This is a genomic window from Pseudomonas sp. TH34 (assembly GCF_016650865.1).
Classification (GTDB): Bacteria; Pseudomonadota; Gammaproteobacteria; order Pseudomonadales; family Pseudomonadaceae; genus Aquipseudomonas; species Aquipseudomonas yamanorum.
This window is the reverse complement of record NZ_JAEKFB010000020.1, coordinates 507,975-534,475: the sequence shown is the minus strand read 5'-3', so window position 1 is coordinate 534,475 and position 26,501 is coordinate 507,975. Positions and strand designations below refer to the sequence as shown.

Annotated in this window: 26 protein-coding genes; 7 read left to right on the top strand and 19 right to left on the bottom strand. The window is 60.3% G+C overall.

All coding sequences use genetic code 11. The features are described 5' to 3' along the window. Positions 1-36 precede the first annotated feature (36 nt). Positions 37-438, top strand: a complete 402-nt coding sequence (locus JFU58_RS15885; RefSeq protein WP_017479432.1) for a YbaY family lipoprotein — start codon at positions 37-39, stop codon at positions 436-438. 28 nt (positions 439-466) lie between these two features. Then, entirely contained in the window at positions 467-1,156 is a 690-nt protein-coding gene (locus JFU58_RS15880) for a DUF4197 domain-containing protein (RefSeq protein ID WP_093201165.1), read from the top strand. 411 nt (positions 1,157-1,567) lie between these two features. Here JFU58_RS15880 and JFU58_RS15875 read toward each other — a convergent pair whose 3' ends face one another. Next, positions 1,568-4,633 (bottom strand): efflux RND transporter permease subunit, encoded by a 3,066-nt coding sequence (locus JFU58_RS15875; protein ID WP_201141116.1) that lies wholly within the window; start codon positions 4,631-4,633, stop codon positions 1,568-1,570. Positions 4,634-4,639: 6 nt separating this feature from the next. Continuing rightward, positions 4,640-5,740, bottom strand: a complete 1,101-nt coding sequence (locus tag JFU58_RS15870) for an efflux RND transporter periplasmic adaptor subunit (protein WP_063032931.1) — start codon at positions 5,738-5,740, stop codon at positions 4,640-4,642. Positions 5,741-5,832: 92 nt separating this feature from the next. On the opposite strand from JFU58_RS15870, the gene JFU58_RS15865 reads away from it, so the two are divergent. After that, positions 5,833-6,471: a TetR/AcrR family transcriptional regulator gene (locus JFU58_RS15865; RefSeq protein ID WP_093201173.1), complete on the top strand. Its 639-nt coding sequence runs from the start codon at positions 5,833-5,835 to the stop codon at positions 6,469-6,471. Between the two features lie 719 nt (positions 6,472-7,190). Here JFU58_RS15865 and JFU58_RS15860 read toward each other — a convergent pair. Next, complete coding sequence (locus JFU58_RS15860; RefSeq protein WP_201141115.1) at positions 7,191-7,973, bottom strand: class I SAM-dependent methyltransferase; 783 nt, start codon at positions 7,971-7,973, stop codon at positions 7,191-7,193. Between the two features lie 95 nt (positions 7,974-8,068). On the opposite strand from JFU58_RS15860, the gene JFU58_RS15855 reads away from it, so the two are divergent. Then, the gene (locus JFU58_RS15855; RefSeq protein ID WP_201141114.1) at positions 8,069-8,689 is read left to right on the top strand and encodes an energy transducer TonB; all 621 of its coding nucleotides are present in this window, start codon (positions 8,069-8,071) and stop codon (positions 8,687-8,689) included. Between the two features lie 3 nt (positions 8,690-8,692). Here the strand turns inward: JFU58_RS15855 and JFU58_RS15850 are convergent, their stop codons facing one another. From JFU58_RS15850 to ppc, 7 genes are all read right to left on the bottom strand, one after another. After that, positions 8,693-9,322, bottom strand: a complete 630-nt coding sequence (locus JFU58_RS15850; protein WP_201141113.1) for an extensin family protein — start codon at positions 9,320-9,322, stop codon at positions 8,693-8,695. Between the two features lie 6 nt (positions 9,323-9,328). Continuing rightward, the gene (locus JFU58_RS15845; RefSeq protein WP_093201192.1) at positions 9,329-10,156 is read right to left on the bottom strand and encodes an isocitrate lyase/PEP mutase family protein; all 828 of its coding nucleotides are present in this window, start codon (positions 10,154-10,156) and stop codon (positions 9,329-9,331) included. Between the two features lie 27 nt (positions 10,157-10,183). Beyond that, entirely contained in the window at positions 10,184-11,044 is an 861-nt protein-coding gene (locus JFU58_RS15840; RefSeq protein WP_201141112.1) for a DUF72 domain-containing protein, read from the bottom strand. Beyond that, on the bottom strand, positions 11,044-11,355 hold the full coding sequence (locus JFU58_RS15835; RefSeq protein WP_201141111.1) for a hypothetical protein: 312 nt from the start codon (positions 11,353-11,355) through the stop codon (positions 11,044-11,046). Before JFU58_RS15835 ends, JFU58_RS15840 begins: the two co-directional genes overlap by 1 nt. 160 nt (positions 11,356-11,515) lie before the next feature. Further along, the gene (gene tsaB, locus JFU58_RS15830) at positions 11,516-12,202 is read right to left on the bottom strand and encodes a tRNA (adenosine(37)-N6)-threonylcarbamoyltransferase complex dimerization subunit type 1 TsaB (protein ID WP_063032936.1); all 687 of its coding nucleotides are present in this window, start codon (positions 12,200-12,202) and stop codon (positions 11,516-11,518) included. 90 nt (positions 12,203-12,292) lie between these two features. Then, entirely contained in the window at positions 12,293-12,940 is a 648-nt protein-coding gene (adk, locus tag JFU58_RS15825; RefSeq protein WP_017479444.1) for an adenylate kinase, read from the bottom strand. Between the two features lie 268 nt (positions 12,941-13,208). Then, on the bottom strand, positions 13,209-15,854 hold the full coding sequence (ppc, locus tag JFU58_RS15820) for a phosphoenolpyruvate carboxylase (protein WP_201141110.1): 2,646 nt from the start codon (positions 15,852-15,854) through the stop codon (positions 13,209-13,211). A gap of 187 nt (positions 15,855-16,041) precedes the next feature. Here ppc and JFU58_RS15815 point away from each other — a divergent pair, with 187 nt between their 5' ends. From JFU58_RS15815 to JFU58_RS15805, 3 genes are all read left to right on the top strand, one after another. After that, complete coding sequence (locus JFU58_RS15815) at positions 16,042-16,386, top strand: hypothetical protein (RefSeq protein ID WP_010176787.1); 345 nt, start codon at positions 16,042-16,044, stop codon at positions 16,384-16,386. 284 nt (positions 16,387-16,670) lie between these two features. After that, the gene (locus tag JFU58_RS15810; protein WP_003219226.1) at positions 16,671-17,099 is read left to right on the top strand and encodes a DUF4398 domain-containing protein; all 429 of its coding nucleotides are present in this window, start codon (positions 16,671-16,673) and stop codon (positions 17,097-17,099) included. A gap of 55 nt (positions 17,100-17,154) precedes the next feature. Beyond that, positions 17,155-17,940, top strand: a complete 786-nt coding sequence (locus JFU58_RS15805) for an OmpA family protein (protein ID WP_063032938.1) — start codon at positions 17,155-17,157, stop codon at positions 17,938-17,940. A 96-nt stretch (positions 17,941-18,036) separates the two neighbouring features. Here JFU58_RS15805 and JFU58_RS15800 read toward each other — a convergent pair whose 3' ends face one another. From JFU58_RS15800 to prfB, 9 genes are all read right to left on the bottom strand, one after another. Further along, positions 18,037-18,285, bottom strand: coding sequence for a hypothetical protein (locus JFU58_RS15800; RefSeq protein ID WP_201141109.1), 249 nt, complete (start codon positions 18,283-18,285; stop codon positions 18,037-18,039). Between the two features lie 102 nt (positions 18,286-18,387). Beyond that, positions 18,388-18,714, bottom strand: coding sequence for a hypothetical protein (locus JFU58_RS15795; protein ID WP_003219233.1), 327 nt, complete (start codon positions 18,712-18,714; stop codon positions 18,388-18,390). Then, entirely contained in the window at positions 18,711-19,616 is a 906-nt protein-coding gene (locus tag JFU58_RS15790; protein WP_201141108.1) for an alpha/beta hydrolase, read from the bottom strand. The genes JFU58_RS15795 and JFU58_RS15790 overlap by 4 nt, the downstream gene beginning before the upstream one ends. Before the next feature lie 67 nt (positions 19,617-19,683). Further along, positions 19,684-20,646, bottom strand: coding sequence for an IS110 family transposase (locus JFU58_RS15785; RefSeq protein WP_201141107.1), 963 nt, complete (start codon positions 20,644-20,646; stop codon positions 19,684-19,686). Between the two features lie 293 nt (positions 20,647-20,939). Further along, positions 20,940-22,217 (bottom strand): flavohemoglobin expression-modulating QEGLA motif protein, encoded by a 1,278-nt coding sequence (locus JFU58_RS15780; RefSeq protein ID WP_017479451.1) that lies wholly within the window; start codon positions 22,215-22,217, stop codon positions 20,940-20,942. 21 nt (positions 22,218-22,238) lie between these two features. Then, positions 22,239-22,787, bottom strand: a complete 549-nt coding sequence (locus JFU58_RS15775) for a hypothetical protein (protein WP_177071004.1) — start codon at positions 22,785-22,787, stop codon at positions 22,239-22,241. A gap of 16 nt (positions 22,788-22,803) precedes the next feature. Further along, the gene (locus tag JFU58_RS15770) at positions 22,804-23,520 is read right to left on the bottom strand and encodes a TetR/AcrR family transcriptional regulator (protein WP_023659125.1); all 717 of its coding nucleotides are present in this window, start codon (positions 23,518-23,520) and stop codon (positions 22,804-22,806) included. Positions 23,521-23,671: 151 nt separating this feature from the next. Beyond that, entirely contained in the window at positions 23,672-25,174 is a 1,503-nt protein-coding gene (gene lysS / locus JFU58_RS15765; protein ID WP_063032942.1) for a lysine--tRNA ligase, read from the bottom strand. A gap of 80 nt (positions 25,175-25,254) precedes the next feature. Then, positions 25,255-26,350 (bottom strand): peptide chain release factor 2 gene (prfB, locus tag JFU58_RS15760; protein ID WP_201141106.1). Its coding sequence is split into 2 segments (ribosomal slippage): positions 25,255-26,277 and positions 26,279-26,350, totalling 1,095 coding nucleotides; the frame shifts between segments, so codons are not numbered across the junction. Positions 26,351-26,501 lie beyond the last annotated feature (151 nt).

Below are 26,501 nucleotides of genomic sequence, written 5' to 3'. Positions count from 1 at the left end.
AGGGTGTTTCTGGCGCCGCTGACAAGGAGCTGTACCATGAAAAAAATCATCCTCCTGGGCCTCACCGCCCTGCTGGGAGCCTGCCAGACCATGAGCCCCGCCCCCAAAGCCAGCCTCGACGGCGAAGTGTTCTACCTGCAACGCATCGCCCTGCCGCCCGCCGCCACCTTGAGTGTGACCCTGCAAGACGTGTCCTTGATGGACGCCCCGGCCGTGACCCTGGCCGAGCAGAAAGGCCCGGTGAAAGGCCAGGTGCCGCTGCCCTTCCACCTGAGCTATGACCCGGCTCAGGTCAAGCCCGGCCACAGTTACTCGGTCAGCGCTCGCATCGAACTGGATGGCAAGCTACTGTTTATCACCACCGAACGGCACTCTGTGCAGTTGAACGGCCAGGATCCACAACCGCTGCGCGTACGCGTGGATGCGGTTGCACACTGATTAAAAATTCGAACATAAGGAAGCGTCCATGCTCCGTAACTCCCTTCGCCTAACGGCCCTGTGCGCCGGCCTGCTGCTCGGTGCCAACGCCATGGCCTTGTCCCTCGGCAGCCTGTCCCAGGGCGACGCCGCCGGCGGCCTCAAGGATGCACTGACCCAAGGCGCGCAGATTGCCGTGAAACAACTGGGCGTGCCCGGCGGTTTCAGCAACAACCCCGAAGTGAAGATCGGCCTGCCGGGCAAGTTGGGCAAGGTCGCCGACAAACTGAAAATGTTCGGCATGGGTGACCAGGTCAACCAACTGGAAGCCAGCATGAACAAGGCGGCAGAGTCTGCCGTGACCCAGGCTCAGCCGATCCTGGTAAATGCGGTGAAAAACATGAGCGTGACCGACGCCAAGGGCATCCTCACCGGCGGCCAGGACTCGGCCACCCAGTACCTGAACAAAAGCAGCCGTGACGAGATTCGGGCCAAGTTCCTGCCGATCGTCAAGGCGGCCACCGACAAGGTTGGCGTTGCCCAGCAGTACAACGCCCTGGCGGGCAAGGCGGCGACCTTTGGCGCGATTGATGCCAAGAGTGCCAACGTCGAAAGCTACGTGACCGAACAGGCGCTGGACGGGCTGTTCAAGATGATTGCGCAGCAGGAAGAGACCATTCGCAAGAACCCGGCAGCCGCGGCTACCAGCTTGGCAAAGAAGGTGTTTGGCAGCTTGTAAGCCAACAGAATCGCCCCTCTGCCCGGGGGGCGATCCCTTTCTCTGTTGCTATGCGCTGCGAACGAGGGATAACGACCCCATCGCAACCAGCCCGAAGTTGATTTTTCCTACGTGGTAGTCAGAACTCGTTGAACAGGGTTTCGGCGGGCATGCGGGCTCTGGCGGCCTTGTCTCGCACGGCTTTGGCTTCGAGCACTCGGGCTGTGGCGGTTTAGGAGGGCGGGCAATCATTCGTATGATGGAACAAATACACATAGGGCAATCCTTCAATCCATTTAGACGTCTTCACTTACCAGCTCCAGCGACCGCCAGAACCGGCAGCTCAAAATACCTGCAATCAGGTAGTCCCTAAGTGGAAGGAACGTCCGAAAGCGTTCCCTGCCCAGCCTTGGAATATGAAGGCTGCCCGCCTTACACCACGTCCTTCTTGATCCTGAACCAGGCCGCGTACAAGGCCGGCAGAAACAACAGCGTCAACGCCGTCGCCACAATCAAACCGCCCATGATCGCCACGGCCATCGGCCCGAAGAACACACTGCGGGACAGCGGGATCATCGCCAGTACGGCCGCCAGCGCGGTCAGCACAATCGGCCGGAAGCGTCGTACCGTCGCCTCGATAATTGCCTGCCAGGGTGCCAGGCCCGCCTTGATGTCCTGTTCGATCTGGTCCACCAGAATCACCGAGTTGCGCATGATCATCCCCGACAGCGCGATTGTCCCCAGCATCGCCACGAACCCGAAGGGTTGGCGGAACACCAGCAGAAACAGTGTCACCCCGATCAAGCCCAACGGAGCGGTGAGAAACACCATCGCCGTGCGCGAGAAGCTGCGCAGTTGCAGCATCAGCAAGGTCAACACCACCACGATAAACAGCGGCACACCGGCCTTGACCGAGTTCTGCCCACGGGCGGAATCCTCGACCGTGCCGCCGACTTCCAACAGATATCCATCCGGCAGTTCAGCGCGCACGCCTTCCAGCGTCGGCAGGATCTGCTGGACCAGGGTCGCCGGTTGTTCCTTGCCGTAGATATCCGCGCGGATGGTCACCGTCGGCAGGCGGTTGCGGTGCCAGATGATGCCTTCTTCAAAGCCGTATTCCAGGGTCGCGATCTGCGACAGCGCAACGCTCTTGCCGTTGTCGGTCGGCACCGCCAGGCTTGGCAGCAGCGACAGTTCAGTACGTTCGTGAACAGTGCCGCGCAGCAGGACTTCGATCAACTCGTTGTCCTCGCGGTACTGGCTGACGCTGGAACCGGTGAGGGAACTCTGGAGGAATTTCGACAGGTTGGCAGTGCTCACGCCGAGGGCGCGGGCGCGGTCCTGGTCGACGTTGAGGTAGACGATCTTGCTCGGTTCTTCCCAGTCCAGGTGCACGTTGACCACGTGGGTATTTTCGCGAACCTTGGCCGCCACTTTCCGCGCCAGGGCCCGGACTTCTTCGATGTGCTCGCCCGTTACCCGGAACTGCACGGGGTAGCCAACGGGTGGGCCGTTTTCAAGGCGCGTGACCCGCGAGCGCAGGTCCGGGAATTGTTCGTTGAGGGTCTCGATCAGCCAGGTGCGCAGGCTTTCGCGCTCCTCGATGGTTTTGGCCAATACCACAAACTGGGCGAAGCTGGCGGCCGGCAGTTGCTGGTCCAGCGGCAGGTAGAAACGTGGCGAACCTGTACCGACATAGGCCACGTAATTTTCAATACCCGCATGTTCCTTGAGCAACGCTTCAAGGCGTTTGACCTGGTCCGCCGTGTTGCTCAAGGACGCGCCTTCCGCCAGTTTCAGGTCGACCATCAGCTCCAGTCGCCCGGAAGCCGGAAAGAACTGTTGAGGCACAAAGCGAAACAGCGCCACCGAACCGATAAACAACAGCAAGGTCAAGACGATCACCGTCTTGCGCCGACGCACGCACCATTCCACCAGGCGCCTTACGCGCTGATAGAACGGCGTGCCGTAGGGATCCGGTCCGTCGGTGCCATGCTTGGCCGCATGAATCTTCGCCAGGTCCGGCAGGAGTTTTTCCCCCAGGTACGGCACGAACACCACCGCGGCGACCCACGAGGCCAGCAGTGCGATGGTCACCACCTGGAAGATCGAGCGGGTGTATTCACCGGTGCTCGATTGCGCCGTGGCAATCGGCAGGAAACCCGCCGCTGTAATCAGCGTGCCCGTCAGCATCGGGAAGGCGGTGCTGGTCCAGGCGAAACTCGCAGCCTTGAGCCGGTCGTACCCCTGTTCCATTTTGATCGCCATCATTTCCACGGCGATGATCGCGTCGTCCACCAGCAAGCCCAGTGCTAGCACCAATGCGCCGAGAGAGATTTTGTGCAGGCCGATGCCAAGGTAATACATGGTGGCGAAGGTCATGGCCAACACCAGCGGAATCGCCAGGGCGACCACCATGCCGGTGCGCACCCCCAGGGAGAAGAAGCTCACCAACAGTACAATCGCCAGGGCCTCCGCCAGTACCTGGACGAATTCGCCGACACTGGTTTTTACCGCTGCCGGCTGGTCCGACACCTTGCGCAGTTCCATGCCGGCAGGAAGGTTCTTCTGCAGGCGTGCGAATTCGTTTTCCAGGGCCTTGCCCAGCACCAGGATGTCGCCACCGTCGCGCATGGCCACGGCCAGGCCGATGGCATCGGCGCCCATGTAACGCATGCGCGGTGCCGGTGGATCGTTGAAGCCGCGATAAATCTCGGCCACGTCGCCGATGCGGAACGTGCGATCACCGACGCGGATCGGGAAGTCGCGAATCTCTTTAACGGTCTTGAAGTTGCCGGAAACCCTTAGCTGCACACGCTCGCTCGGGGTTTCAAAGAAGCCGGCGGTCGACACTGCGTTCTGCTCTTGCAGCGCCTGTTGAACGGCAGCCAGCGGCAAGCCGAGGGTGGCGAGCTTGAGGTTGGACAGCTCGATCCAGATCTTCTCGTCCTGCAAACCCAGCAGTTCGACCTTGCCGACATCCGGCACCCGTTGCAACTGAATCTGGATACGGTCCGCGTAGTCCTTGAGCACGGCATAGTCGAAGCCGTCGCCGGTCAGGGCGTAGATATTGCCGAAAGTGGTGCCGAATTCATCGTTGAAAAACGGGCCCTGGATATCCGGCGGCAAGGTCTGGCGAATATCGCTGATCTTCTTGCGCACCTGGTACCAGAGGTCCGGGATCTGCGCGGAATGCATCGAGTCCCGGGCCATGAAGGTGACCTGGGATTCGCCGGGGCGCGAGAAGGAAACGATGCGCTCGTAGTCGCCGGTCTCCATCAGTTTCTTTTCAATACGCTCGGTGACCTGGCGTGACACTTCCTGGGCGGTCGCCCCCGGCCAATTGGTCTTGATTACCATGGCCTTGAAGGTAAACGGCGGGTCTTCGCTTTGTCCCAGTTTGGTGTAGGACAAGGTGCCGACCACTGCCAGCAGGATCATCAGGAACAGTACGATCTGGCGATTACGCAACGCCCATTCGGAAAGATTGAAACCCATCGGGGACTACTCCTTGGCCGCCAGACTTACCACTCGGTTGGAGCGATCCACCGGGCGCACTTGCTGGCCCTCATGGAGTACATGCACACCGGCAGCGATCACCCAGTCGGTAGGGTTCAGGCCTTCCAGCACCGGCACGGTCTTCTCGCCAAAGGCACCGATGCGCACCGGTGTGCGCTTGAGGGTGTTGTCGGGTTGTACCACCCAGACGTAGGACGCCCCGTTCTCCGCGCTGAGGGCAGACAGTGGCACCGCCAAAGGAATCACGCCGTCGGCCTGTATGAATACGCGAGCGCTCTGCCCCAGTTCCGCAGGCACCTTGCCGCCGGTAAACGCGACACGGGCAGCGAAGGTTCGCGACTTTGGATCGGCGGCGGGCGACAGTTCGCGGATGCGGCCGTTGAAGCGCTGGTCGGGCTGGCTCCATAACTCCACGGACACCGGCTGGCCAATCTTGAAGCGCCCGAAGCTTTGCTCCGGCAGGCTGATCAGCACTTCCCGCTCGCCGTCGGTGGCGAGGGTGAATACGGTCTGGCCGGCAGACACCACCTGGCCGACTTCCACCGCACGCTTGGCGACCACGCCATCTTGCGGCGCCCGCAGCACGGCGTAACCGGCCTGGTTATTGGCCACGTCGAATTCGGCCTTGATCTGCTTGAGGCGAGCTTCACCGGAACGGTAGAGGTTTTCGGAATTGTCGTACTGGGAACGGCTGACCATCTGACGGTCCATCAGGGTCTTGTAGCGATCACGCTCGGCGCGCACCAGGCTCAGGTTCGCCTCAGCGGCGGCGACCTGGGCGCGGGTAGCTTCGAGTTGCAGGCGTACGTCCTGGGGATCGAGTTCTGCCAGAGGTTGGTTGGCCTTGACGCGCTCGCCCTCTTCCACCAGTCGTCGGCTGACTTTGCCGCCAATGCGAAAGGCCAGGTCGGGTTCATAACGGGCACGCACCTCACCGGGATAGCTGTCGGAAGCCTGCGCCGAAGGCTCTGGCTGAACCACCATGGCCGGGCGGACGGTGGTTTGCGCGGCTTCTTCATGGCCACAGGCAGCCAACAGGAATAACAAGCTGGCAGGCAACGCGAGTGGCAGGAAATAGCTGCGCATGCTGAAGGACCTTTCGCTAATAGTGCTAGGAATAATTATACTGGCCAGTATGTTATTAATACCAAACTCACCAGTCCAGTAATAAAGTGAAAATGTCCGACAATCCTGTAAACACCAATAGCCCCGGGCGTCCCAAGGACATGGCAAAACGCCAGGCGATCCTCGATGCGGCGAAGATCCTGTTTTTGAGTAATGGGTATGCCAGTACCAGCATGGATGCGGTGGCGGTGGAGGCCGGGGTGTCGAAGCTGACGGTGTACAGCCATTTCACCGACAAGGAGACGCTGTTCTCGGCGGCGGTGGTCGCCAAGTGCGAAGAGCAGTTACCGGTGATGTATTTCGAGCTGCCCGAAGGTATGCCGGTGGAGAAGGTGCTGCTTAATATCGCGCGCGGGTTTCATGTGCTGATCAACAGCGAGGAGTCGGTGAACCTGCATCGGTTGATGATGACTTCCGGGAGTCAGGATCCGAAGTTGTCGCAGATCTTTTTCGAAGCCGGGCCGATGCGTATGTTGCAGGGGATGGAGCGGCTGCTCTGTAAGATCGACCAGAGTGGCGCATTGCGTATTGCTAAGCCGTTCACCGCGGCGGAGCATTTTTTTTGCTTGCTCAAGGGGACGGCGAATTTTTGTTTGCTGTATGGATGCGGGGGGCAACTGAGCGCTGAGGCAGCCGAGGAGCATGTGCAGGAGGTTGTGGGGTTGTTTATGCGGGCTTATCGGGCTTTTTGAACTGAGTACATATCTGTTATTTAGGTAACGGCGACTATTGGTTCCGCTCTTACAGCGGCTCACTTTTGAAAAGCGCAAAAGTAAGCAAAACGCTCTTGCCCCACCACTCGGCACCTCGCCTAGGCTCGGTGTGCCCTCACTCCGGCTTTGGACCGTGGGCCGCCGCGATGGGCCATCCTTGGCCCAGCGCGGCTAACCCGGCGTCCTGCCGGGTTACCCACGCTCCAAAGCCTGCGTTCGGCCAGCGTGGTTTAACGGGGCGCCTAAGATCAAAATCAAGATCAAAAGCAAGAGCACAGCGGCCTACCGGCCGGCTTGAGTGTTGAAGAGCAAAATCAAAAGCTAAAGCGGGCACGGTCAAATGTGGGAGCTGGCTTGCCTGCGATAGCATCAACTGGGTGTACCTGATGCACCGAGGTGTCTGCATCGCAGGCAAGCCAGCTTCCACAGAAAAGCAGAGCCACCCCGCCCGTAGCAGCTGTCGAGCGCCAGCGAGGCTGCGTGCTTTTGATCTGCTTTTGATCTTGATCTGCGGGCCCCATTAACCACGATGGCCGTGCCGGAGTGCGGGCATGCCGAGCCTAGGCGAGGCACCGAGTGGTGGGGCAAAGACCTTTTGGTTACTTTTGGGGCGTTTGCCAAAAGTGACCCGCTGTAAGAGCGGAACCCTAAGTAGCCGTTACCGCAGCAACGGATATGTACTCAGCCCAAAACAACCCTCAGGACTTCAGCGCCTTCTTCGGATAAATATCATACCGACTGGACTTCCCATCCAACGCATGACTCGGCTTCACCCCCTCAATGCAAGGCGCCTTACGCGGCCGCTTAACCACCACACGATGACTGGCCAAAGCCAACGCCGCCGCCAACAACGCCGGCGCATCCGGATCATCCCCCACCAAGGGCCGAAACAACCGCATCTCCTTCTTCACCAACGCAGTCTTCTCCCGATGAGGAAACATCGGATCCAGATAAATCACCTGAGGCGGCTCCCCCTCCCAATTGCGCATCACCTCGATGGAGTTGCCCTTGAGCAACCTCATCCGCGCCACAATCGGCGACACCTCAAAATCCTCGGCCCCGCGCGCCAGACCATCTTCCAGCAATGCCCCAATCAACGGCTGCCGCTCGATCAGGCTCATCTCGCACCCCAAACTGGCCAGTACGAAAGCATCCTTGCCCAACCCCGCCGTAGCATCCAACACCCGCGGCCGCACGCCCTGAGCCACGCCCACCGCCTTGGCAATCATCTGCCCGCTGCCACCACCGTACAAACGCCGGTGCGCCGCACCACCCTCCACAAAATCCACCCGCACCGGCCCAGGCGCATCAGGCCCCAGCTGTTGTAACTGCAGGCCCTGCTCCCCCACCTGCAAGGCAAAGTCCGCCTCATCCAGCTGCAAAGGCAACCCAAGCTGCTCGGCCCAGTGCTGGGCGCGGGCCTGAAAACCTTCGGCCAAGGCCTCGACCCGAATGCGGCTGGCCGCTGGTTGTTCGCTCATCGGTGACTACGCTCAAAAATATTAAGGATCGGCGAAAAGCGGCCGATAAAAAAAGGATCAGGCATTTTGCCAGAGCTGAGCGACGATCGAGAGAAATGTCAGACATTCCTTCGCTATTTACCGGTGTACTGCCGACCCACAACCACTTCGGCCTGCGCAATACCCAAGCGCTGGCCGGGGTCAGTCATGTGTGGCAGGACTTCTTCGCCCAGGCGTTGGCCGAACAGCTCGGCGACACGCCCGGCGCGCTCGCCAAGTCCGTGGCAATCCCGGTAGATCCATCGGTTGAACCCAGTGAAGGCAGTGACCTGCTATCGCAGATCGTCACCCAGCGCGCATGTGACGTGAAAGACACCGAGATCGCCCCACCCGAGCCGCTGTTCCTGCCCATCGCCGAATTCGAATTGGAGTTGCTGCCACCGGCCCCGCCACCGTATCCGGCGGAAGAACTGGTCGCCCAGCAAAAGCAGCAAAACTTCGAAAGCGGTTGGGTGCGCCCTATTGTGCTGACCGCCGGCCAACCGCTGCCCGAGCCTGGCCCGGCGCCTCAGCCACGACCATTGCACCTGCCGATTGCCGCATTCGAACTGGACCTGCTGCCACCACCGCCGCCGCCGTTCCCGGCAGAAGAGCTGGTTGAGCAACAAAAAGCCCTGGACTTCGACAGCCGCTGGGCTCGCCCGCTGATTATCCACAACCTGCGCCTGGCCGCCTGACGCTCAGCGACACACCCACCAACGCCCCATGTCGAGATGAAAGTGGTTTCGGTGGGCGGCGTTGTAATCCGGGCTCAACACCACATTGAAATCCTTGCAGGCGCCGTCGCGTACCTGCCGCAGGAAACGCGCACTTTCGCCGTCACCCGGCCAATCCTTGAGCACGCTGATGGTGCGCCCGTCCGCCAGGCGAAACCCGGCGATGTCCAGGGCGTTGGCCGATGCGTGCTGGCTGAGTCGCCCATCGGCACGGTTGTAGATATTGCGACAGGCAAAGCTGCCGAGATGATCGACCCGCGTCACGGCCTGGCCAAATACCGCCTGGGCCGCCGGCTGCAAGCTGTGGCGCTCGAACAGGGCGAATGCCACGGCCAGCGGGCAAGCGGCATCGACAGGGCTGTCGGCCTGATGGGTGACCCGCAACCCAGAGGTTTTCAGCACCTGGTCACACAGCGCAGGATCATCCTGAAGGCGCCCCAGTTTGAATCGGGTCAGCAGGTTCGGGCTTGCGCGCACGTCCAGCGGCGCCCACGGGTTCCAGTCATCGGGCAGCGGCACCCAGCCCCGCCACACGCCGACCAGCAGACCACCCGCCAACACGAGCAACACCCGCAGTACCTTGAAGGAACGCACGATGCCTCAAGCCTTGAACAGTTGATTGGCCTGGCTGAACGGCATCGAGCGTTCGGTAAAGTTAAACGTACCCAGTTCATGAATCTCCTGGGCCGCCCTGAAGAACTCTCCATACGCCGCCAGGGCCATCGCCGAGCCGACGCTGATGCGTTTGACGCCCATCTCGCTCAACTGCGCCACGCTGAGTTTCAGGGCGCCTGACATCAAGATATTCACAGGCTTTGGCGCGACCGCCTTCACCACGGCCAACACTTCCTCGGCACTGCGCAGGGCCGGTGCATACAGCACGTCGGCACCGGCTTCGGCGTAAGCCTGGAGGCGGCGGATGGTGTCGGGCAAATCCAGCCGGCCATGCAGGAGGTTTTCCGCGCGGGCGGTCAGGGTGAAAGGAAATGGCAAGCTGCGGGCAGCGGCGACCGCGGCTTCGACGCGCTCGACGGACAGGTCAAAGGGATAGATCGGGTCGACGGCAATCCCGGTGGCGTCTTCGATGGAGCCACCGACAATGCCAGTCGCTGCGGCGCGCAGGATGGTCTCGGCACAACCTTGGGGCGTATCGCTGAAGCCGTTTTCCAGGTCGGCGGCGACGGGCAGCGAGGTGGCCTGGACGATCATCCCGGCGTTGCCCAAGGTGTCTTCCAGCGACAGCGCACCTTCGGCATCCGGGCGGCCGAGGCTGAAGGCGAAGCCGGCACTGGTGGTGGCCAGGGCTTCGAAACCCAGGCTGGCGAGCATTTTTGCGGAGCCGGCATCCCACGGATTGGGCATCACGAAGGCACGGTCACGCTCATGCAGGGCCTTGAAGGTTTCGGCGCGAAGGGTTTGGGCATCCATGACTGACTCCTGTCGGGGAAAGGAGCCTTAGAGTAACCCCAGTTGCTCCGCTTCGGGTTCTCGATGAATCTGCGGCAAGGCCGGCAAGCCGGGCAAACGCACCATCAGCTTTTCGTGAAAGCGCAGGGCCAGTTGGGCCGCCAGGCGATTGTCAGAGGTGTGGAGAAAAACATAGGGCGTGCGACCCTCTTCGATCCAGCCGGCGACCTTTTCAACCCAGGGCACCAGGAACGGGTCATTGGCTTCCAGTTCCGGATGGCCAATAAAGCGCACTTGCGGAAACTGCGTCAGCGCCGCCGGGCGAGGCGGCACCTTGGGCTTTTTCGATTGGGCATGCAGCACGGCCGCGGAGGTAGACGTGCAACTGAACAGCGCACGCGGGTCCAGGCAGATGCGCTCGACACCGCGGTCGCGCAGCAAGCGGTTGAGACTGCGCTCGGCGTCGCCTTTGGCAAAGAACTCCGAGTGGCGCACTTCCACTGCCAACGGTCGCTCCACGCCGTCAATGAAACCCGCCAGTTCGCCCAGGCGCTGCGGGGTAAAACTGGCCGGCAGTTGCAGCCACAACGGCGAAATGCGCTCCCCCAACGGGCTCATCAAGCCAAGGAAACTTTCCGCCGCCGGCAACTGCTCAATCAGGTTGCCGCTGTGGCTGATGTCACCCGGAAACTTGGCCGTGAAGCGAAAATGTTCGGGCATGATTTCAGCCCAGCGCTGCACGGTAGCGACGGAGGGGCGGGCATAGAACGTGGTGTTGCCCTCAACGGCGTTGAAGACGTGGGAATACAAGGCGAGGTAATCGCTGGAACGGGCGTCAGCGGGATACAGGTAGTCGCGCCAGGCGTTTTCACTCCAGGACGGACAACCGAGGTAGTAAGGCAACAGCATCAGATATGGATATCGAGGCCCAGCACTTCCATATCCCATTCGACAAAGCCGGCGGTGGTCAGGTAGCTGGCCAGGGCATTGGCGACGTTTTTGCTCATGGAGCGCGGGAAGACCATGTCTTGCTGGCGGGCAGGAACACCGCTGGTGCGTGCACCGCTGGACGCTTGGGAGCACGTTGAAACAGCGGAGGTATCGGACTGGATTTCAACAAAGTCGGGCGAGTCTTCGACGGAGTCGTCTACCGTCACGTTCGCCTTGCGAGGCTTACGCTTGAGGGGGTAGGACTGTGATGAAAAGCCGTCTATGCGCATACATGCGAACTCGGTATCGGTGATGGCATTTTAGTGGCGCTTTCCATGGCGCGCAAATGCTCTGGTGATAACTAGAACACATAATTGGTAAAAGGTTTAAAAACGCGGGCAAATTCTGACGATTGGCGACTTTTGCCTGAATTTGCCCGCATTTTTGACGTCAAATAATGCCGCGTTCAGCCTTGGTCTGCGCCACTTTATCCCGCAGGTACACAGGCGCTGCCTGGTCGGCGGGAATCGCCTCGCCCCGCTCCCAGGCAAAGCGTGCCAAGGCCAGCAGGTCTTCGGCATGGGGCAACATTGCGGCATCCTGGCCGGCAAGCGTCACCCCAATGCGCTCGCCATAGCCCCAGCCGGTGCCGGCCCCGAACCAGTCGCCGCTGGCATCAGCCGGCAAGGCTGCCGTTTCAGGCGGCAGCACGGCTTCAGCCCCCACCAGGCGCATCTCGCCAGCGGTTTCGCGGTAGCAGCCCCAATACACTTCATCCATGCGCGCATCGATGGCCGCCGCGACCTGGCTGGCGCCGTGTTCGCGAAACGCCCGCTGCGCCAGCACCGCCAGGTTGGACACCGGCAACACCGGACGCTCCAGCGCAAACGCCAGGCCCTGGACCACACCGATAGCGATGCGCACGCCGGTAAACGCGCCCGGGCCACGCCCGAATGCGATGGCGTCCACCGCCGACAAGGTGGTGCCTGCGTCCAGCAGCAATTGCTTGATCATCGGCAACAGCTTCTGCGCGTGCAGGCGCGGGATCACCTCGTAGTGGCTTGTGACCTTGCCATCGTGCAGCAGGGCAACGGAGCAAGCTTCAGTCGCGGTGTCCAGGGCCAGCAAGGTGCTCATCGGTGTATGCATCCACGTTGAAAAAAAAGTGCGTCAGTATAAACAACAACGGCCCGCAAGCGGGCCGTTGTCAATCAAGCGGGTGAACGATCAGCTCAGCGCTTGCAGTACTTTGCCAGTGATGGCTTCAACCGAACCCACACCTTCGATGTGGCTGTACTTCGGCTTGCCCTGGGCGGCCGAGAGTTTCTGGTAGAAGTCCACCAGTGGCTTGGTCTGGGAATGGTAGACCGACAGGCGATGGCGCACGGTTTCTTCGGTATCGTCTTTACGCTGCACCAGGTCTTCGCCGGTGACATCATCCTTGCCCGCCACTTTCGGCGGGTTGTAGACGATGTGGTAGACGCGGCCCGAGGCTTCGTGAACACGACGACCGGCAATACGCTGCACGATCTCTTCGTCTTCAACGGCGATTTCCACCACGTTGTCCAGTTCGACGCCGGCCTTCACCAGGGCTTCAGCCTGGGGAATGGTGCGCGGGAAACCGTCGAACAGGAAACCGTTCTTGCAGTCGTCCTGGCTGATACGTTCCTTGACCAGGTTGATGATCAAGTCATCGGAGACCAGGCCGCCGCTGTCCATCACGCTCTTGGCGATCAGGCCCAGCTCGGTGCCGGCCTTGACGGCCGCGCGCAGCATGTCGCCGGTGGAGATTTGTGGAATGCCGAATTTTTCAGTGATGAACTTTGCCTGAGTACCTTTACCGGCCCCGGGAGCTCCCAGCAGAATGACGCGCATCGATGTGCTCCTCAATTTTTTATAAAGATGACGCTCGGATTCGCCGCACGGGGCCAATCTCGGAAATTTTGGGTCCAGGCCGCACAAACGGCCAAAGGCTGATCAAGATACACAGCAGGCCCAAACCACACAAGCCGCCGAAAGTAGGAGAAACCCGCGCCGCGCTGGCTTTATAGGCAGGTACAACCCTGACAGCAAAACGCCGGTCGCCTTTTTGACGGCGACCGGCGCGATGTATCTGCAAGCTATTGAGAACACGCCATAAATGTCAGCCAGTGTTGCGCAAACCAGCGGCAATACCGGCCACAGACACCAGCAGCGCCTGTTCCAGAGGGCTGTCCTGCGCCGCTTCCTGTTGCCGTGATCGGGCCAGTAATTCGGCCTGCAGCAGGTGCAACGGGTCCAGGTAGGTGTTGCGCAGGCGGATGAACTCCAGGGTATCGGGGCTGTGGGCCAGCAGTTGAGACTGGCCAGTCAGGCCAAGCACCACGCTGCACGCCTGCGACAATAGGTCGCGTAAGTGCGCACCCAATGGCAGCAGATCGGGCTGCACCAGACGCTCGTCATACAGGCGGGCGATGTCGGCGTCGGCCTTGGCCAGCACCATTTCCAGCATATCGATGCGCGTACGGAAGAACGGCCACTGCTCGCGCATCTGCCCCAGCAACTCGCCTTCACCCCGCTCCAGGGCCTTGCTCAACGCCGCTTCCCAACCGAGCCAGGCCGGCAGCATCAGGCGTGTCTGGGTCCAGCCGAAGATCCACGGGATCGCCCGCAGGCTTTCGATACCGCCGGCCCGGCGCTTGGCCGGGCGACTGCCCAACGGCAAGCGGCCCAACTCCTGCTCCGGCGTGGACTGGCGGAAATACTCGACAAATTGCGGATTTTCCCGCACCACGGCGCGGTAAGCGCTGACACCGTCGGCGGCCAATTCGTCCATCAAGTGGCGCCACGCCGGTTCCGGTGGGGGCGGTGGCAGCAAGGTCGCCTCCAGCACCGCTGCCAGGTACAGGTTGAGGTTTTGCTCGGCAATGTCCGGCAGACCGAACTTGAAGCGGATCATCTCGCCTTGTTCGGTGGTGCGGAAACGCCCCGCTACCGAGCCCGGCGGCTGCGACAGGATCGCCGCGTGAGCCGGGCCGCCGCCACGGCCCACGGTGCCGCCGCGACCGTGGAACAGCAGCAGTTCGACTTGTTGTTCGCGGCAGATTTCCACCAACTGTTCCTGGGCCCGGTATTGCGCCCAGGCGGCGGCGGTAGTGCCCGCGTCCTTGGCCGAATCCGAGTAGCCGATCATCACTTCCTGCGGGCCTTGCAGACGGGCGCGATAACCCGGCAACAGCAGCAGTTTCTCGATCACCGGGCCTGCGTTGTCCAGGTCAGCCAGGGTCTCGAACAACGGCACCACCCGCATCGGCCGCTGTACGCCGGACTCCTTGAGCAGCAGTTGCACGGCCAATACATCCGACGCGGCGCCGGCCATGGAGATGACGTAGGAACCCAGGGACGCAGCAGGTGCGGCGGCGATTTCCTTGCAGGTGTTCAGCACTTCGGCGGTGTCTGCCGACGGCTTGAAGTAACCCGGCAACAGGGGGCGACGGTTGGCCAGTTCCTTCATCAGGAAACTGATGCGCGCCTCTTCGTCCCAATCCTCGTAACGGCCGAGGCCCAAGTAATCAGTGATTTCGGTCATGGCCGCGCAGTGACGGGTGGAATCCTGACGTACGTCGAGGCGCACTAGGAACAAGCCAAACGTCACAGCCCGACGCAGGCAATCCAGCAGCGGGCCGTCGGCAATCACACCCATGCCGCAGGTGTGCAACGACTCGTAGCACAGCTCCAGCGGCTCGAGCAGCTCGCGGTTGTTTTGCAGCACGTCGGCAGGCGCCGGCGTGGTGGTCGTCAACGAGGTGTGGGCCCATTGGCGTGTGGCGCGCAGACGCTCACGCAATTGCTTGAGCAACGCCCGATAAGGTTCAACGCTGTCACCCACCTTGGCCTGCAACGCCGGGCTGGCTTGTTGCATCGACAGCTCGGAGGCCAGGTGATCGATATCGCGCAAGTACAGGTCAGCGGCCATCCAGCGCGCGAGCAGCAACACTTCGCGGGTGACCGGGGCGGTGACGTTGGGGTTGCCGTCGCGGTCGCCGCCCATCCAGGAAGCGAAGCGAATCGGCGCGGCTTCCAGGGGCAGGCGCAGGCCAGTCGCGGCATGCAAGGCGTGATCGGCCTTGCGCAGATAATTCGGGATGGCGTACCACAGCGAATGCTCGATCACCGCAAAGCCCCACTTGGCTTCGTCTACAGGCGTGGGCCGGGTGCGGCGGATTTCTTCGGTGTGCCAGGCTTCGGCGATCAGGCGTTGCAGGCGATTGCGGATTTGCTCGCGCTCGGCGGTGGTGAGGTCGCGGTGATCCTGCAGGGCCAGTTGTGCGGCGATGGCGTCGTATTTCTGGATCAGGGTGCGGCGGGCGACTTCGGTGGGGTGAGCAGTGAGCACCAGTTCGATTTCCAACCGACCCAACTGGCGCGCCAGGGATTCGCTGCTGTGCCCTTCGCTCTGCAGGCGCGCCAGCAGTTCCGGCAGCACCCGCGACTCAAAGGGTGCAGGCGTTGATTCATCACGGCGGTGGATCAACTGGTACTGCTCGGCGATGTTGGCCAGGTTGAGAAACTGGTTGAAGGCCCGCGCCACCGGCAGCAGTTCATCTTCTTTCAGTTGATTGAGGCTGGCGCTCAGCTCTTCGCCGGCCACCTGCTCCGAGGCCGCGCCACGGCGGTCGGCCTTGGCGCCTTTACGGATCTGCTCGATCTTGTCGAGGAATTCATCGCCGTACTGCTCTCGAATCGTGTTGCCCAACAGCTCACCCAGCAGGTGAACATCCTCACGCAAACGTGCATCGATATCGCTCATCAGCCAATCTCCAGCAGAAAATCCGGGACGCTTTGATCTTCAAGAGTGCCGCCCACGGCGACGTCTTACAAGGAACTTTAAACCTTGTGAGTTGCAGCTAGTCTCAACAGTAAGCCGCAGCGTTATCCGCGCTGGCCGGCTGGTCACTCATCATCGCCCACGTACCGTGGGCTCCATTGAGGTTGCCATGAAAATCCGAGAATTGGCCCAGCATTGGGAAGAAAACGCCAAGGGTCGCCTGACCAAAACCGAATACGCCATCCATCTGGACGTGGAGGCCGCTGCCAGACTGGCGGCGATATCCGAGATGTACCCCAAGCGCCATACCGAAGAACTGCTCGGCGAGTTGATCGGCGCAGCGCTCGAAGAGCTGGAAGCGAGCTTTCCCTACATCAAGGGCAAGCAGGTGATTGCCACCGATGAGGAAGGCGATCCGCTGTACGAAGACGTCGGCCCAACCCCACGGTTTCTCACGCTGTCACGGCGTTATCTGCACGATCTGTCAGCTCAGTCCGACAAGCAGAAACACTAGTCAACCTCCGCTACAAAAATCGCTTCCCCCTGTATTCAGGGCCTCCAAGAGGCTCTGGATACCACTGCGCAGTGCAAAAGTTCCAACTTTTAAACGCTGACCAATCAGTCAAATTTTTTTTTAGGCAAATCGCCATCTTCGCTGAACTATTCAAAAAAGCCTCCGGTCACAGCCAGTAAGCCATCACTTGGAACAGCCGTTTGAATAGGCGTCCTGAGCTTACCGCCGGGCCCCGCAGACACTGCAAGCCGGAGATGGATTTGATGTTTTTCAGGAGTTACCTAATGGAGTTGAAGACGATGAAGACCAGCACTGCCAAAACCTCGTTTAACCACCTGCGCGGGCTTAAATTGGCCGCGCTGGCAATCGGCACCAGCTTCGTACTGGCTGGCTGCGCCGGCAACCCGCCGACCGAGCAGTACGCTGTCACCCAATCTGCGGTGAACAGCGCTGTCAGCGCCGGCGGTACCGAGTTCGCAGCTGTGGAGATGAAGTCTGCCCAGGACAAACTGAAGCAAGCTGAAATCGCCATGCACGACAAGAACTATGACGAGGCCCGTCGCCTGGCCGAGCAATCCGAGTGGGACGCTCGCGTAGCAGAGCGTAAAGCCCAGGCTGCCAAGGCCGAACAGGCTGTGAAGGATTCCCAGAAAGCTGTTCAGGAGCTGCGTCAGGAAGGCATGCGCCCGGCTGTGATCCAGCCGCAACAATAAGCCGCTGCTTCTGATTGCATTGCACCCGAAACCGAATTGAAAGGACGACACGACTATGCGTAAACAATTGATGATCCCTGCCCTGCTGGCGATGAGCGTTGCTCTGGCGGCTTGCTCCACCCCGCCGAACCAGAACCTGGAAAACGCTCGAACCAACTTCTCGGCCCTGCAAGCCAACCCGCAAGCCACCAAAGTAGCGGCGCTGGAAACAAAAGACGCCAGCGACTGGCTGGACAAGGCCGACAAGGCCTACCGCGACAAGGAAGACCAGAAGAAGGTCGACCAGCTGGCCTACCTGACCAACCAGCGTGTTGAAGTGGCCAAGGACACCATCGTCCTGCGTGAGTCCGAAGCCAAGCTGAAAAACGCCGGCGACGAACGTGCCCGTGCCCTGCTGCAAGCCCGTGACGCGCAGATCAAGCAACTGCAAGACAGCTTGAACGCCAAGCAGACTGATCGCGGTACGCTGGTGACCTTTGGTGACGTGCTGTTCGCCACCAACAAGTCCGACCTGAAGTCCAGCGGCCTGGTGAACATCACCAAGCTGGCGCAGTTCCTGCGCGACAACCCGGACCGTAAAGTGATTGTCGAAGGCTACACCGACAGCACCGGTTCCGACTCGTACAACCAGAGCCTGTCCGAGCGCCGCGCCGCTTCTGTACAGCGCGCACTGGCTAATCAGGGTGTGGATATCTCGCGCATCGTGACCCAAGGCTATGGCAAGGAATACCCGGTTGCCGATAACAGCAGCGTTTCGGGCCGCGCCATGAACCGTCGCGTGGAAGTGACCATCTCCAACGACAACCAGCCGGTCAAGCCACGTTCTTCGATGGCCAACTGATCGATTGATGCTCCATAAAGAACCCCGCCAATTGGCGGGGTTCTTTGCTTATGGGCACAGGCGGATCAGACCGATATTCTCACCACCTGCACACACTCAACCAAATTGAATCTGTCCGGCGTTGCCAGCCTGTTGGCCTTGGCCTTCACCACCCTGGCCTTGACTGCTTTGTTGCTCAGCTTGCATCAGCAACTTCTTGAGTACCTCCAAAAGATCGTCCCCCCCTATCCCCTTGGAGACACCGGCGCTTTGGCCAGCTTCAGCCTTGGGAGATCCGGAATCTTCGATACCCTTGCTGCCAAAATTGCCAAAGCTTTGCGCAGAAGATGAATCATTAACTTGCATATAGATAACTCCACATTAGGTAACCGAATCAGCGACGCTGATCGGTCCGAAATCTGTGGTAATCAATCCAGAATAGTTCCAGCGACGCTCCGGCGACCGGCCTTACTGCTCCAGTTGCGGCGTTTCCTGGCCCATGCAGCGCACCGCCTGTTTCTTGCTGTTGACCAGTACGCCGGTCAGGCCTTTCTGTTCAGTATCAAATAGCACCAGCACGCCATCGACGCACTGCGCCACTTGGGCAGCCGGGGTCAGGGAGATCTTGTAGTCCTCGCCCGGCACGGTCTTGAGCATGGTGAAGTCGCTGAGCAGCAACGCGTCCTCGGGCTTGGCGAAGTGCAAATAGCCGTAGTACCACAGGCAGCCGACGGTGCCGATGATGGTGCCGATGCCAGTGAGGATCAGGGGGATCATGTTGCGTTCTTCGCTCATTGCGGGTTCTCTGCGTTGGAAGTCGGGGCCACCGGGTAATTGGGGATTTCCCCCAGGCGCCGCAGCCCGTTGAAGTGCTGTGGGTCGTCAAGGTAGCGCAGCATCACGGTTTGCCAGGTCTTGTCGGCAAAGGTCTGCACGTGACCACCCCGGGTCAGTTGCAGCACCCTCGGTGGCGGCGCAGCTTGATACAGGCGGATGCCGTTGGACAGCGGCACGATCGGATCATCGAGGCTGTGGAACAACAACTTCGGCACCCCGGTCAGGCGGGGCATGGCGTTGATCGCACTGTCGGCATCCGGCACCAGCCACGACAACGGTACCTGAAACGGCCATGTTAGCCAGGAGGTGCTGAGGGCGAATTGTCCTACGTCACGATAACTGGCCGGCACACCGTCCAGCACCAGCGCCTTGAGTTGTGGCTGACGTTCGGGATGCTCTGCCAGATAGTGCACCACCAGCGCACCGCCCAGGCTTTGGCCCAGCACGATCAGTGGTTGGCCCTGGGTCTCGGGGGCGTTGTCGATCCACTTGAAGGCGGCGTCGATGTCCTGGTAAACCGCCGGCAGCGAGGGTTCACCTTCGGACAGGCCGTAACCGCGATAGTCCACCAACAGCACTTGATAGCCCTGCTCCGGCAGCCACCAACTGCCACCGAGGTGCCAGGCGAGGTTGCCGCCGTTGCCGTGCAGGTGCAGCACCGTGCCCTTGAGCGGCACACCGGCCTTGGCCGGCAGCCACCAGGCGTGCAGCTTGAGGCCATCGGCGGTGTTCAATGTGACGTCCCGGTATTGCAGGTGGGCCTTTTCCGGGGTGAACGGCAAGCCGCGCTCCGGGTAAAACAGCAGGGAGCTGCAGCCGTTCAGGGTCAATAGCAGGCAAAGAATGCCGAGGATTCTCATCCGTTGAAGCCTCGTGAATGGGTTGGAATAGCGTCCCATGGCTAATGGAGATCAACTGTGGGAGATTCTATGGTTGGGGGGAAGCCCCCAAAACCGCTTTCGACTGGTATTCGCTTAGGTTTTTCATGAGGGAGAACGCGATACGCGCCAGCTTGCGAGCGATGATAACCAAGGCCTGAGTCGTTTTCAGGCCTCTGCCCAGATAGCCTTCATAGAGCGGTTTCCAAGCGTTTGACTTGATACCTGCTGACGCCGCGTTATGCAGCAATCGACGGATCTCCGAGTCTCCTTTTTTACTCAGTGAGCGACGTCCGCCCATTTGCCCCGAGTCAGATACCCTCAAGTCCATTCCCAGGAACGCGATATAGGCATCGGCACTTTCAAACTCGCCTCGTTGAAACGCCATCGTGAGCGCTACCGCAGTGAGAAACCCAATCCCCTCAACGGCTTGGCAGCGTTTGATCTGATGTAAGAGGCCCGCCTCAGTGACGGCATCTAATATCCGTTTTTCAATAAGCCCTTCATGCCTCGCAAGGCAGGCTGAGACACTTTTTGATGAGGCCTTAAGGAGTGGCTCACCTGCCCAGCTTTGGTTAAGGCCAACCCGCATTTTCACCAACGCTGCCCGTCGGCGAAGCAAGCTTTGAAGCTTGGTATAGACCTTCGGCGGCGGGTTCCAGGCCCGTAAATCAGCCTGTTCATTTTTCAAATAACGGGCCAGTAAACGCGCATCGCTGGCGCCTGTCTTCGCCCGCCCACCCGTGCTTTTGCGGTAGTGATTAAGGCGGTAGCCATCAATCACATAAACTTTATGGCCCATCCCGTGAGCCAAATTGACCGTATCCAGGTGATAGATATTGGTCGCCTCAATCGCGATGGCACTGTCCACCGGTAGAGATTTGAGCCACGCCCTCAGCTCGGTTTTGTTGTTGGGCACAATCTTCAATTCGTCTGTTTCAATGTGACAGACCACGACTTCAGCCTTAGCAACATCCACGCCGATGATTGATTGCAAGACAGTCATTGCCATGAAAAACGCTCCGGGTTAGGGTTTATGGGCTTGTTGGGGCTTCACCGTTGCGCTGGCTTGCTTCTATCGTCGGTCATGGCCGATGCATTCCTTATCGGCGCTTTGGTGAAGGGGTGGGGCGAAGTCTCCCACGGTCTGTACTGGCTAGAGTCAGATGCTGGCTTTTAGTCCCACCACCCCTACAAGTCTAACCATACAAGCTGGCTTGCCTGCGATAACGGTGTTGGATTCACCATCGCCATCGCAGGCAAGCCAGCTCCCACATTTTGACCCGGTTCCTTCAGGGAAATCCCTTAAAGGATATTGGAGTAATCCGCCTCGATCCGGTCCAGGCTCAAATGGTTGAGGAAGTTGGAGAAACACATCCACGCCGCCAACGCATTCATGTCGCGGAACTGATCCGGCAGGTATTTGGGGGGTACCACCAGGCCTTCGTCCACCAGTTGGCGCAGGGTGCGCATGTCTTCCAGGGTGGTCTTGCCGCAGAACAGCAGCGGCACTTGCTCCAGCTTGCCTTTGCGTACGGCCAGCTGAATGTAGTTGTAAACCATGATAAAGCCCTTGAGGTAGGACAAATCCTTGGTAAACGGCAGACCCGTAGGCGTCGACCCACGGAAAACCCGGCTGGCGTTGCCGTAGCTTTCCGCCATCTCAAAGCCCTGCTCGCGGAAGAATTCGAACACCTGCAGGAAATCGGCACCCTGCTCCACCATATGGATGGCGCGGGTGCGGTTGGTCAGCTTGCGCAGGCGGCTGGGGTAGGAGGCGAAGGTGATGATTTCCATCAGGATCGCCAGGCCTTCCTGGGTCACCGTCGACGAGGGCGGGCCCTTGGACAGGAAGGTGCAGATCGGCTGGTTCTGGCCATTGAGGGTGGTGCCTACATGCACCAGACCTTCATGGACCTCCAGGGCACGCACGTCGCGGTCGTTGAACATCGCGTCGGCGCGGATCTTGATGTAGTCGGCACCTGCCGCTGCGTCCGCCACGATGCCGTCGGACTCGAACACCCGAATGGTTTCCTCGGCCTCGCCGAACACCTTGTTCAGGCGGCTTTGCAGCAGGTTGACGGCGTCCTTGGCGGTCAGGGTCTTGGCTTCGTCCTTGAGGTCGCCACGGCCATCAATATTGTTCAGGTAGTCCGACATCATCAGGCCCAGGTCGGCCAGGGTCGGGTCACCGGCATGGAACGCATCGGAGGCCGCGCCGTACAGCTCCTGGGAGATCAGGCCGAAATCCTCGGTGCCACGGGCTTCGAGCATGCGCACCACCATGCGGTATTCCTTGCACATGCGCCGCATGATCTGCCCGACCGGGTTGAACTGACCCAGTTGGCGGGTGATGTCACGCTCGATGTTCTGGAACTCCAGCTTCACCGCGCTGGAATCGAACGACAGCGGTCGATTCAGGTAGTAATCGCGGTCCACCGCCGGCATTTCCTTGCCTTTGGCCTTGAGGAATCCCTGGCGAATATTCTCGTCCCACTTCACGGCGTCGAGGACGCGAATCGGTGTTTGCGCCAGCACAATGCGATCAGACAAGGTGCGTATCGTCTGCTGGTAATCGTCCACCCGGTACTTCCTCTTTAAACGTTATTTGCTCGCGCGCTGGTAGCGCACGGCTTCGACGAACACGTCAGCATTGGCCGGGTCATCCAGGTAGGCAAACACCTGGGCCATGGGGCTGTTGATCAATACGCCGTCGCCTTCGACGGTTTCGACAGTGCTGCCGCCAAGGACTTTCTGGCCGACAGCTTGGTGGATCTGGTCCAGGTCGAGGTTGTAGACCACCAATTCGTGTTCATCGTTGAGCTCGAAGCCTGCCAGGATGAAATGCCCGCCAAACTTGGCCGGCAACGGCGCCGACAAATACCAGCGGCTGCCATGGCGGGAAACCGTAAACAGGTATTCATCCCGCTGGCCCGGCTTGGCTTTAGGGTAGCTCACGGCTTTGTAGCGATGTTCGCCCACACGGCTGATTTGCAAGTTGAGCGGCTCGCCCCAGGCATTTTTGCTGGCCCATCTGCCAAGCAGACCATCAGGCGCCGCCTCGCTGGCCGGCAACGGGTCCTTGAAAGTCACCAGGCAACCGCTGAGCAACAGGAACGACAAGGCGATCACAACGACACGCCAGGCTTTCATTGGACACTCCCCAGTGTCAGACCGAAGCCAACACCAAATGCATGTAACGCTTGAGGATCTCAAGCATTTCTTCGCTGGTCAGAGGCTCTGCACCGCCCAGCAGGCCCTGATATTCCATCCGACCGATAATCGCCGTCAACACTTTGGCATCTTGTTGCGGTTCCCGCGAACCCAATACCTGGAAAAACTGGCAAGTGCCCTGCAGCAGGATTTGTTGGTGAGAACGTACCAGCTCGGCCAGGCGCGGGTTCAGCAGCGCCTCCTGGCGAAACGCCTGCTCGGCCATCAGGTGCTCGCGACGGTTGAGCAATTGGCGCTGTACGTAATCGGCGGTAAGGCGTGCGATGTCATCGGCCAGTTGCGAACGAGACTGCGGGCTGCCGTCGCCATAGGCGACCATCTCCCGCAGCAGCCCTTCGTTACGCACCCACAACTTGCCCATGAACGCCGCACTGCGCTCCACGTATTGGGCGAAGGTGTCGGTGAGCAGGTCATCGATGTCCTTGAAGTAATAGGTGGTGGCCGACAATGGCACCCCCGCCTCTGCCGCCACCGCACGATGACGCACGGCGCGCACGCCTTCACGTACCACGATGCGCATCGCCGCATCGAGAATGTCCTGCCGACGTTGCTCACTGCCCCGGCGACTGGCCTTGCGGCCCTGGTACTGAACACTTTCAGCCACGGCAGCGGCAATGCCGGCGGCACCCTTTTGAGCCATTACGCGGTTCACGACGGATCTTCCTTTCAGGGTGACGCGGAGCGTCACGGGCTGCGTTCCCCCGCAGAGCGTGGGGACGATCATCTGGCGCTGTTAGCTTGACGCTTAAATACGCCACATAAAAAAGCCGCCTTATAAAAGGCGGCTTCGGATTTCGCTACGGTTACGCTTGTGGCCGCATGTGCGGGAACAAGATCACGTCACGGATCGACGGCGAGTTGGTCAACAACATCACCAACCGGTCGATGCCGATCCCTTCACCGGCGGTAGGCGGCATGCCGTATTCCAGGGCGCGAACGAAGTCGGCGTCGTAGTGCATCGCCTCGTCGTCGCCCGCGTCCTTGTCTGCCACCTGGGCCATGAAGCGCTCGGCCTGGTCTTCTGCATCGTTCAGCTCGGAGTAGGCGTTGGCGATTTCACGGCCGCCGATGAACAGCTCGAAACGGTCGGTGACGTTCGGGTTGTCATCATTGCGACGGGCCAGCGGCGACACTTCGAACGGGTACTGGGTAATGAAGTGCGGCTGTTCCAGCTTGTGCTCGACCAGCTCTTCGAAAATCATCACCTGCAATTTGCCCAGGCCTTCGAAGCCCAGCACCTTGGCGCCGGCTTTCTTGGCGATGGCGCGGGCCTTGTCGATGTCGGTCAGGTCGTCAGCGGTCAACTCAGGGTTGTACTTGAGGATCGAATCGAACACCGACAGGCGCACGAACGGCTCGCCGAAGTGGAACACCTTGTCGCCGTACGGCACATCGGTGGAACCCAGGACCAACTGCGCCAGTTCGCGGAACAGTTCTTCGGTCAGGTCCATGTTGTCTTCATAGTCGGCGTAAGCCTGGTAGAACTCCAACATGGTGAATTCAGGGTTGTGACGGGTCGAAACGCCTTCGTTACGGAAGTTGCGGTTGATCTCGAACACCTTCTCGAAGCCGCCAACCACCAGGCGCTTGAGGTACAGCTCCGGCGCGATACGCAGGAACATTTCCAGGTCCAGCGCATTGTGGTGGGTTTCGAAAGGCTTGGCTGCGGCACCACCGGGGATGGTTTGCAGCATCGGCGTTTCCACTTCCAGGAAGTCACGCTTCATCAGGAAGCTGCGGATGTGGGCGATCACTTGCGAGCGTACGCGGAACGTCTGGCGCACTTCTTCGTTGACGATCAGGTCAACGTAGCGCTGGCGGTAGCGCTGCTCGGTGTCGGTCAAGCCGTGGTGCTTGTCCGGCAGCGGGCGCAGCGACTTGGTCAACAGGCGCACGTTGGTCATTTCAACGTACAGGTCGCCCTTGCCGGAACGGGCCAGGGTGCCTTCGGCGGCAATGATGTCGCCCATGTCCCAGGTTTTCACCGAGGCCAGGGTTTCTTCAGACAGGGTTTTACGGTTGACGTAGACCTGAATGCGACCGGTCATGTCCTGGATCACCATGAACGAGCCACGGTTGAGCATGATGCGACCTGCCACCTTGACCGGGATCGCAGCCTCTGCCAGCTCTTCCTTGGTCTTGTCCGCGTACTGTTTCTGCAAGGCATCGCAGTAGTTTTCGCGGCGGAAGTCGTTGGGGAAGGCATTGCCCTTGGCGCGCTCGGCAGCAAGCTTTTCCTTGCGCAGGGCGATCAGGGAGTTTTCTTCCTGTTGCAGGGCTTGCGGGTCGAGTTGTTGGTCGCTCATGTCTTTTGAAATTCCATCACAGGTTCGTTGCCCCCGGCCTGCGGCCGGGGATCGCCGGCAAGCCGGCTCCTACAGAGTCTTTACAGGCCAGATTTCAGGCTGGCTTCCAGGTATTCGTCGATATCGCCGTCGAGCACCTTGTCGCAGTCGCTGCGTTCGATGTTGGTCCGCAGATCCTTGATCCGCGAAGCATCGAGCACATACGAACGGATCTGGTGACCCCAGCCGATATCCGACTTGGTGTCTTCCAGCGCCTGGGACGCGGCGTTACGTTTCTGCATTTCCTGCTCGTACAACTTGGCCCGCAGCATTTTCATGGCGGTGTCCTTGTTCGCGTGCTGGGAACGTTCGTTCTGGCAGCTGACCACGGTGTTGGTCGGTACGTGGGTAATACGTACGGCCGAGTCGGTGGTGTTTACGTGCTGGCCACCGGCACCGGAGGAACGGTAGGTGTCGATGCGCAGGTCTGCCGGGTTGATCTCGATTTCCACCTTGTCGTCGATCTCTGGGGAGACGAAAACGGCGGAGAACGAGGTATGGCGACGGTTGCCGGAGTCGAACGGGCTCTTGCGCACCAGGCGGTGAACACCGATCTCGGTCCGCAGCCAGCCAAAGGCGTATTCACCCTTGATGTGCACGGTCGCACCCTTGATACCGGCCACTTCACCGGCCGACAGTTCCATGATGGTGGCATCGAAACCGCGTTTGTCAGCCCAGCGCAGGTACATGCGCAACAGGATGTTGGCCCAGTCCTGGGCCTCGGTGCCGCCGGAACCGGCCTGGATGTCCAGGTAGGCGTTGTTCGGGTCCATTTCATGGCTGAACATGCGGCGGAATTCGAGCTTGGCGAGGTTTTCCTCGAGACGGGCCAGCTCGGCGGCGACATCGCCCGCTGCGCCTTCGTCGTTTTCTTCGACGGCCATGTCCAGCAGGTCGCGGCAATCGGCCAGGCCGGTGTTCAATTCGTCGAGGGTTTCAACGATCTGCGCCAGCGCAGCGCGCTCGCGGCCCAGTTCCTGGGCGTATTCGGGTTTGTTCCAGACAGCCGGATCTTCAAGCTCGCGATTGACTTCGGTCAGACGCTCATGCTTTTGATCGTAGTCAAAGATACCCCCGAATAGTTTCGGAGCGCTCGGACAGGTCCTTGATGGTGTTAAGGATCGGGTTGATTTCCATGGCGGGCAGCACTCGTTGGCGAACTTTTGAAAGCCGACGAGTATAACGACAAACGGGCGGGAACGGCAGCCCGCTTGGCCGAAAAGGCGGGGATATGCACCATCCAGACAGCGATGAAGATCAAATGTGGGAGCGGGCTTGCTCGCGAATG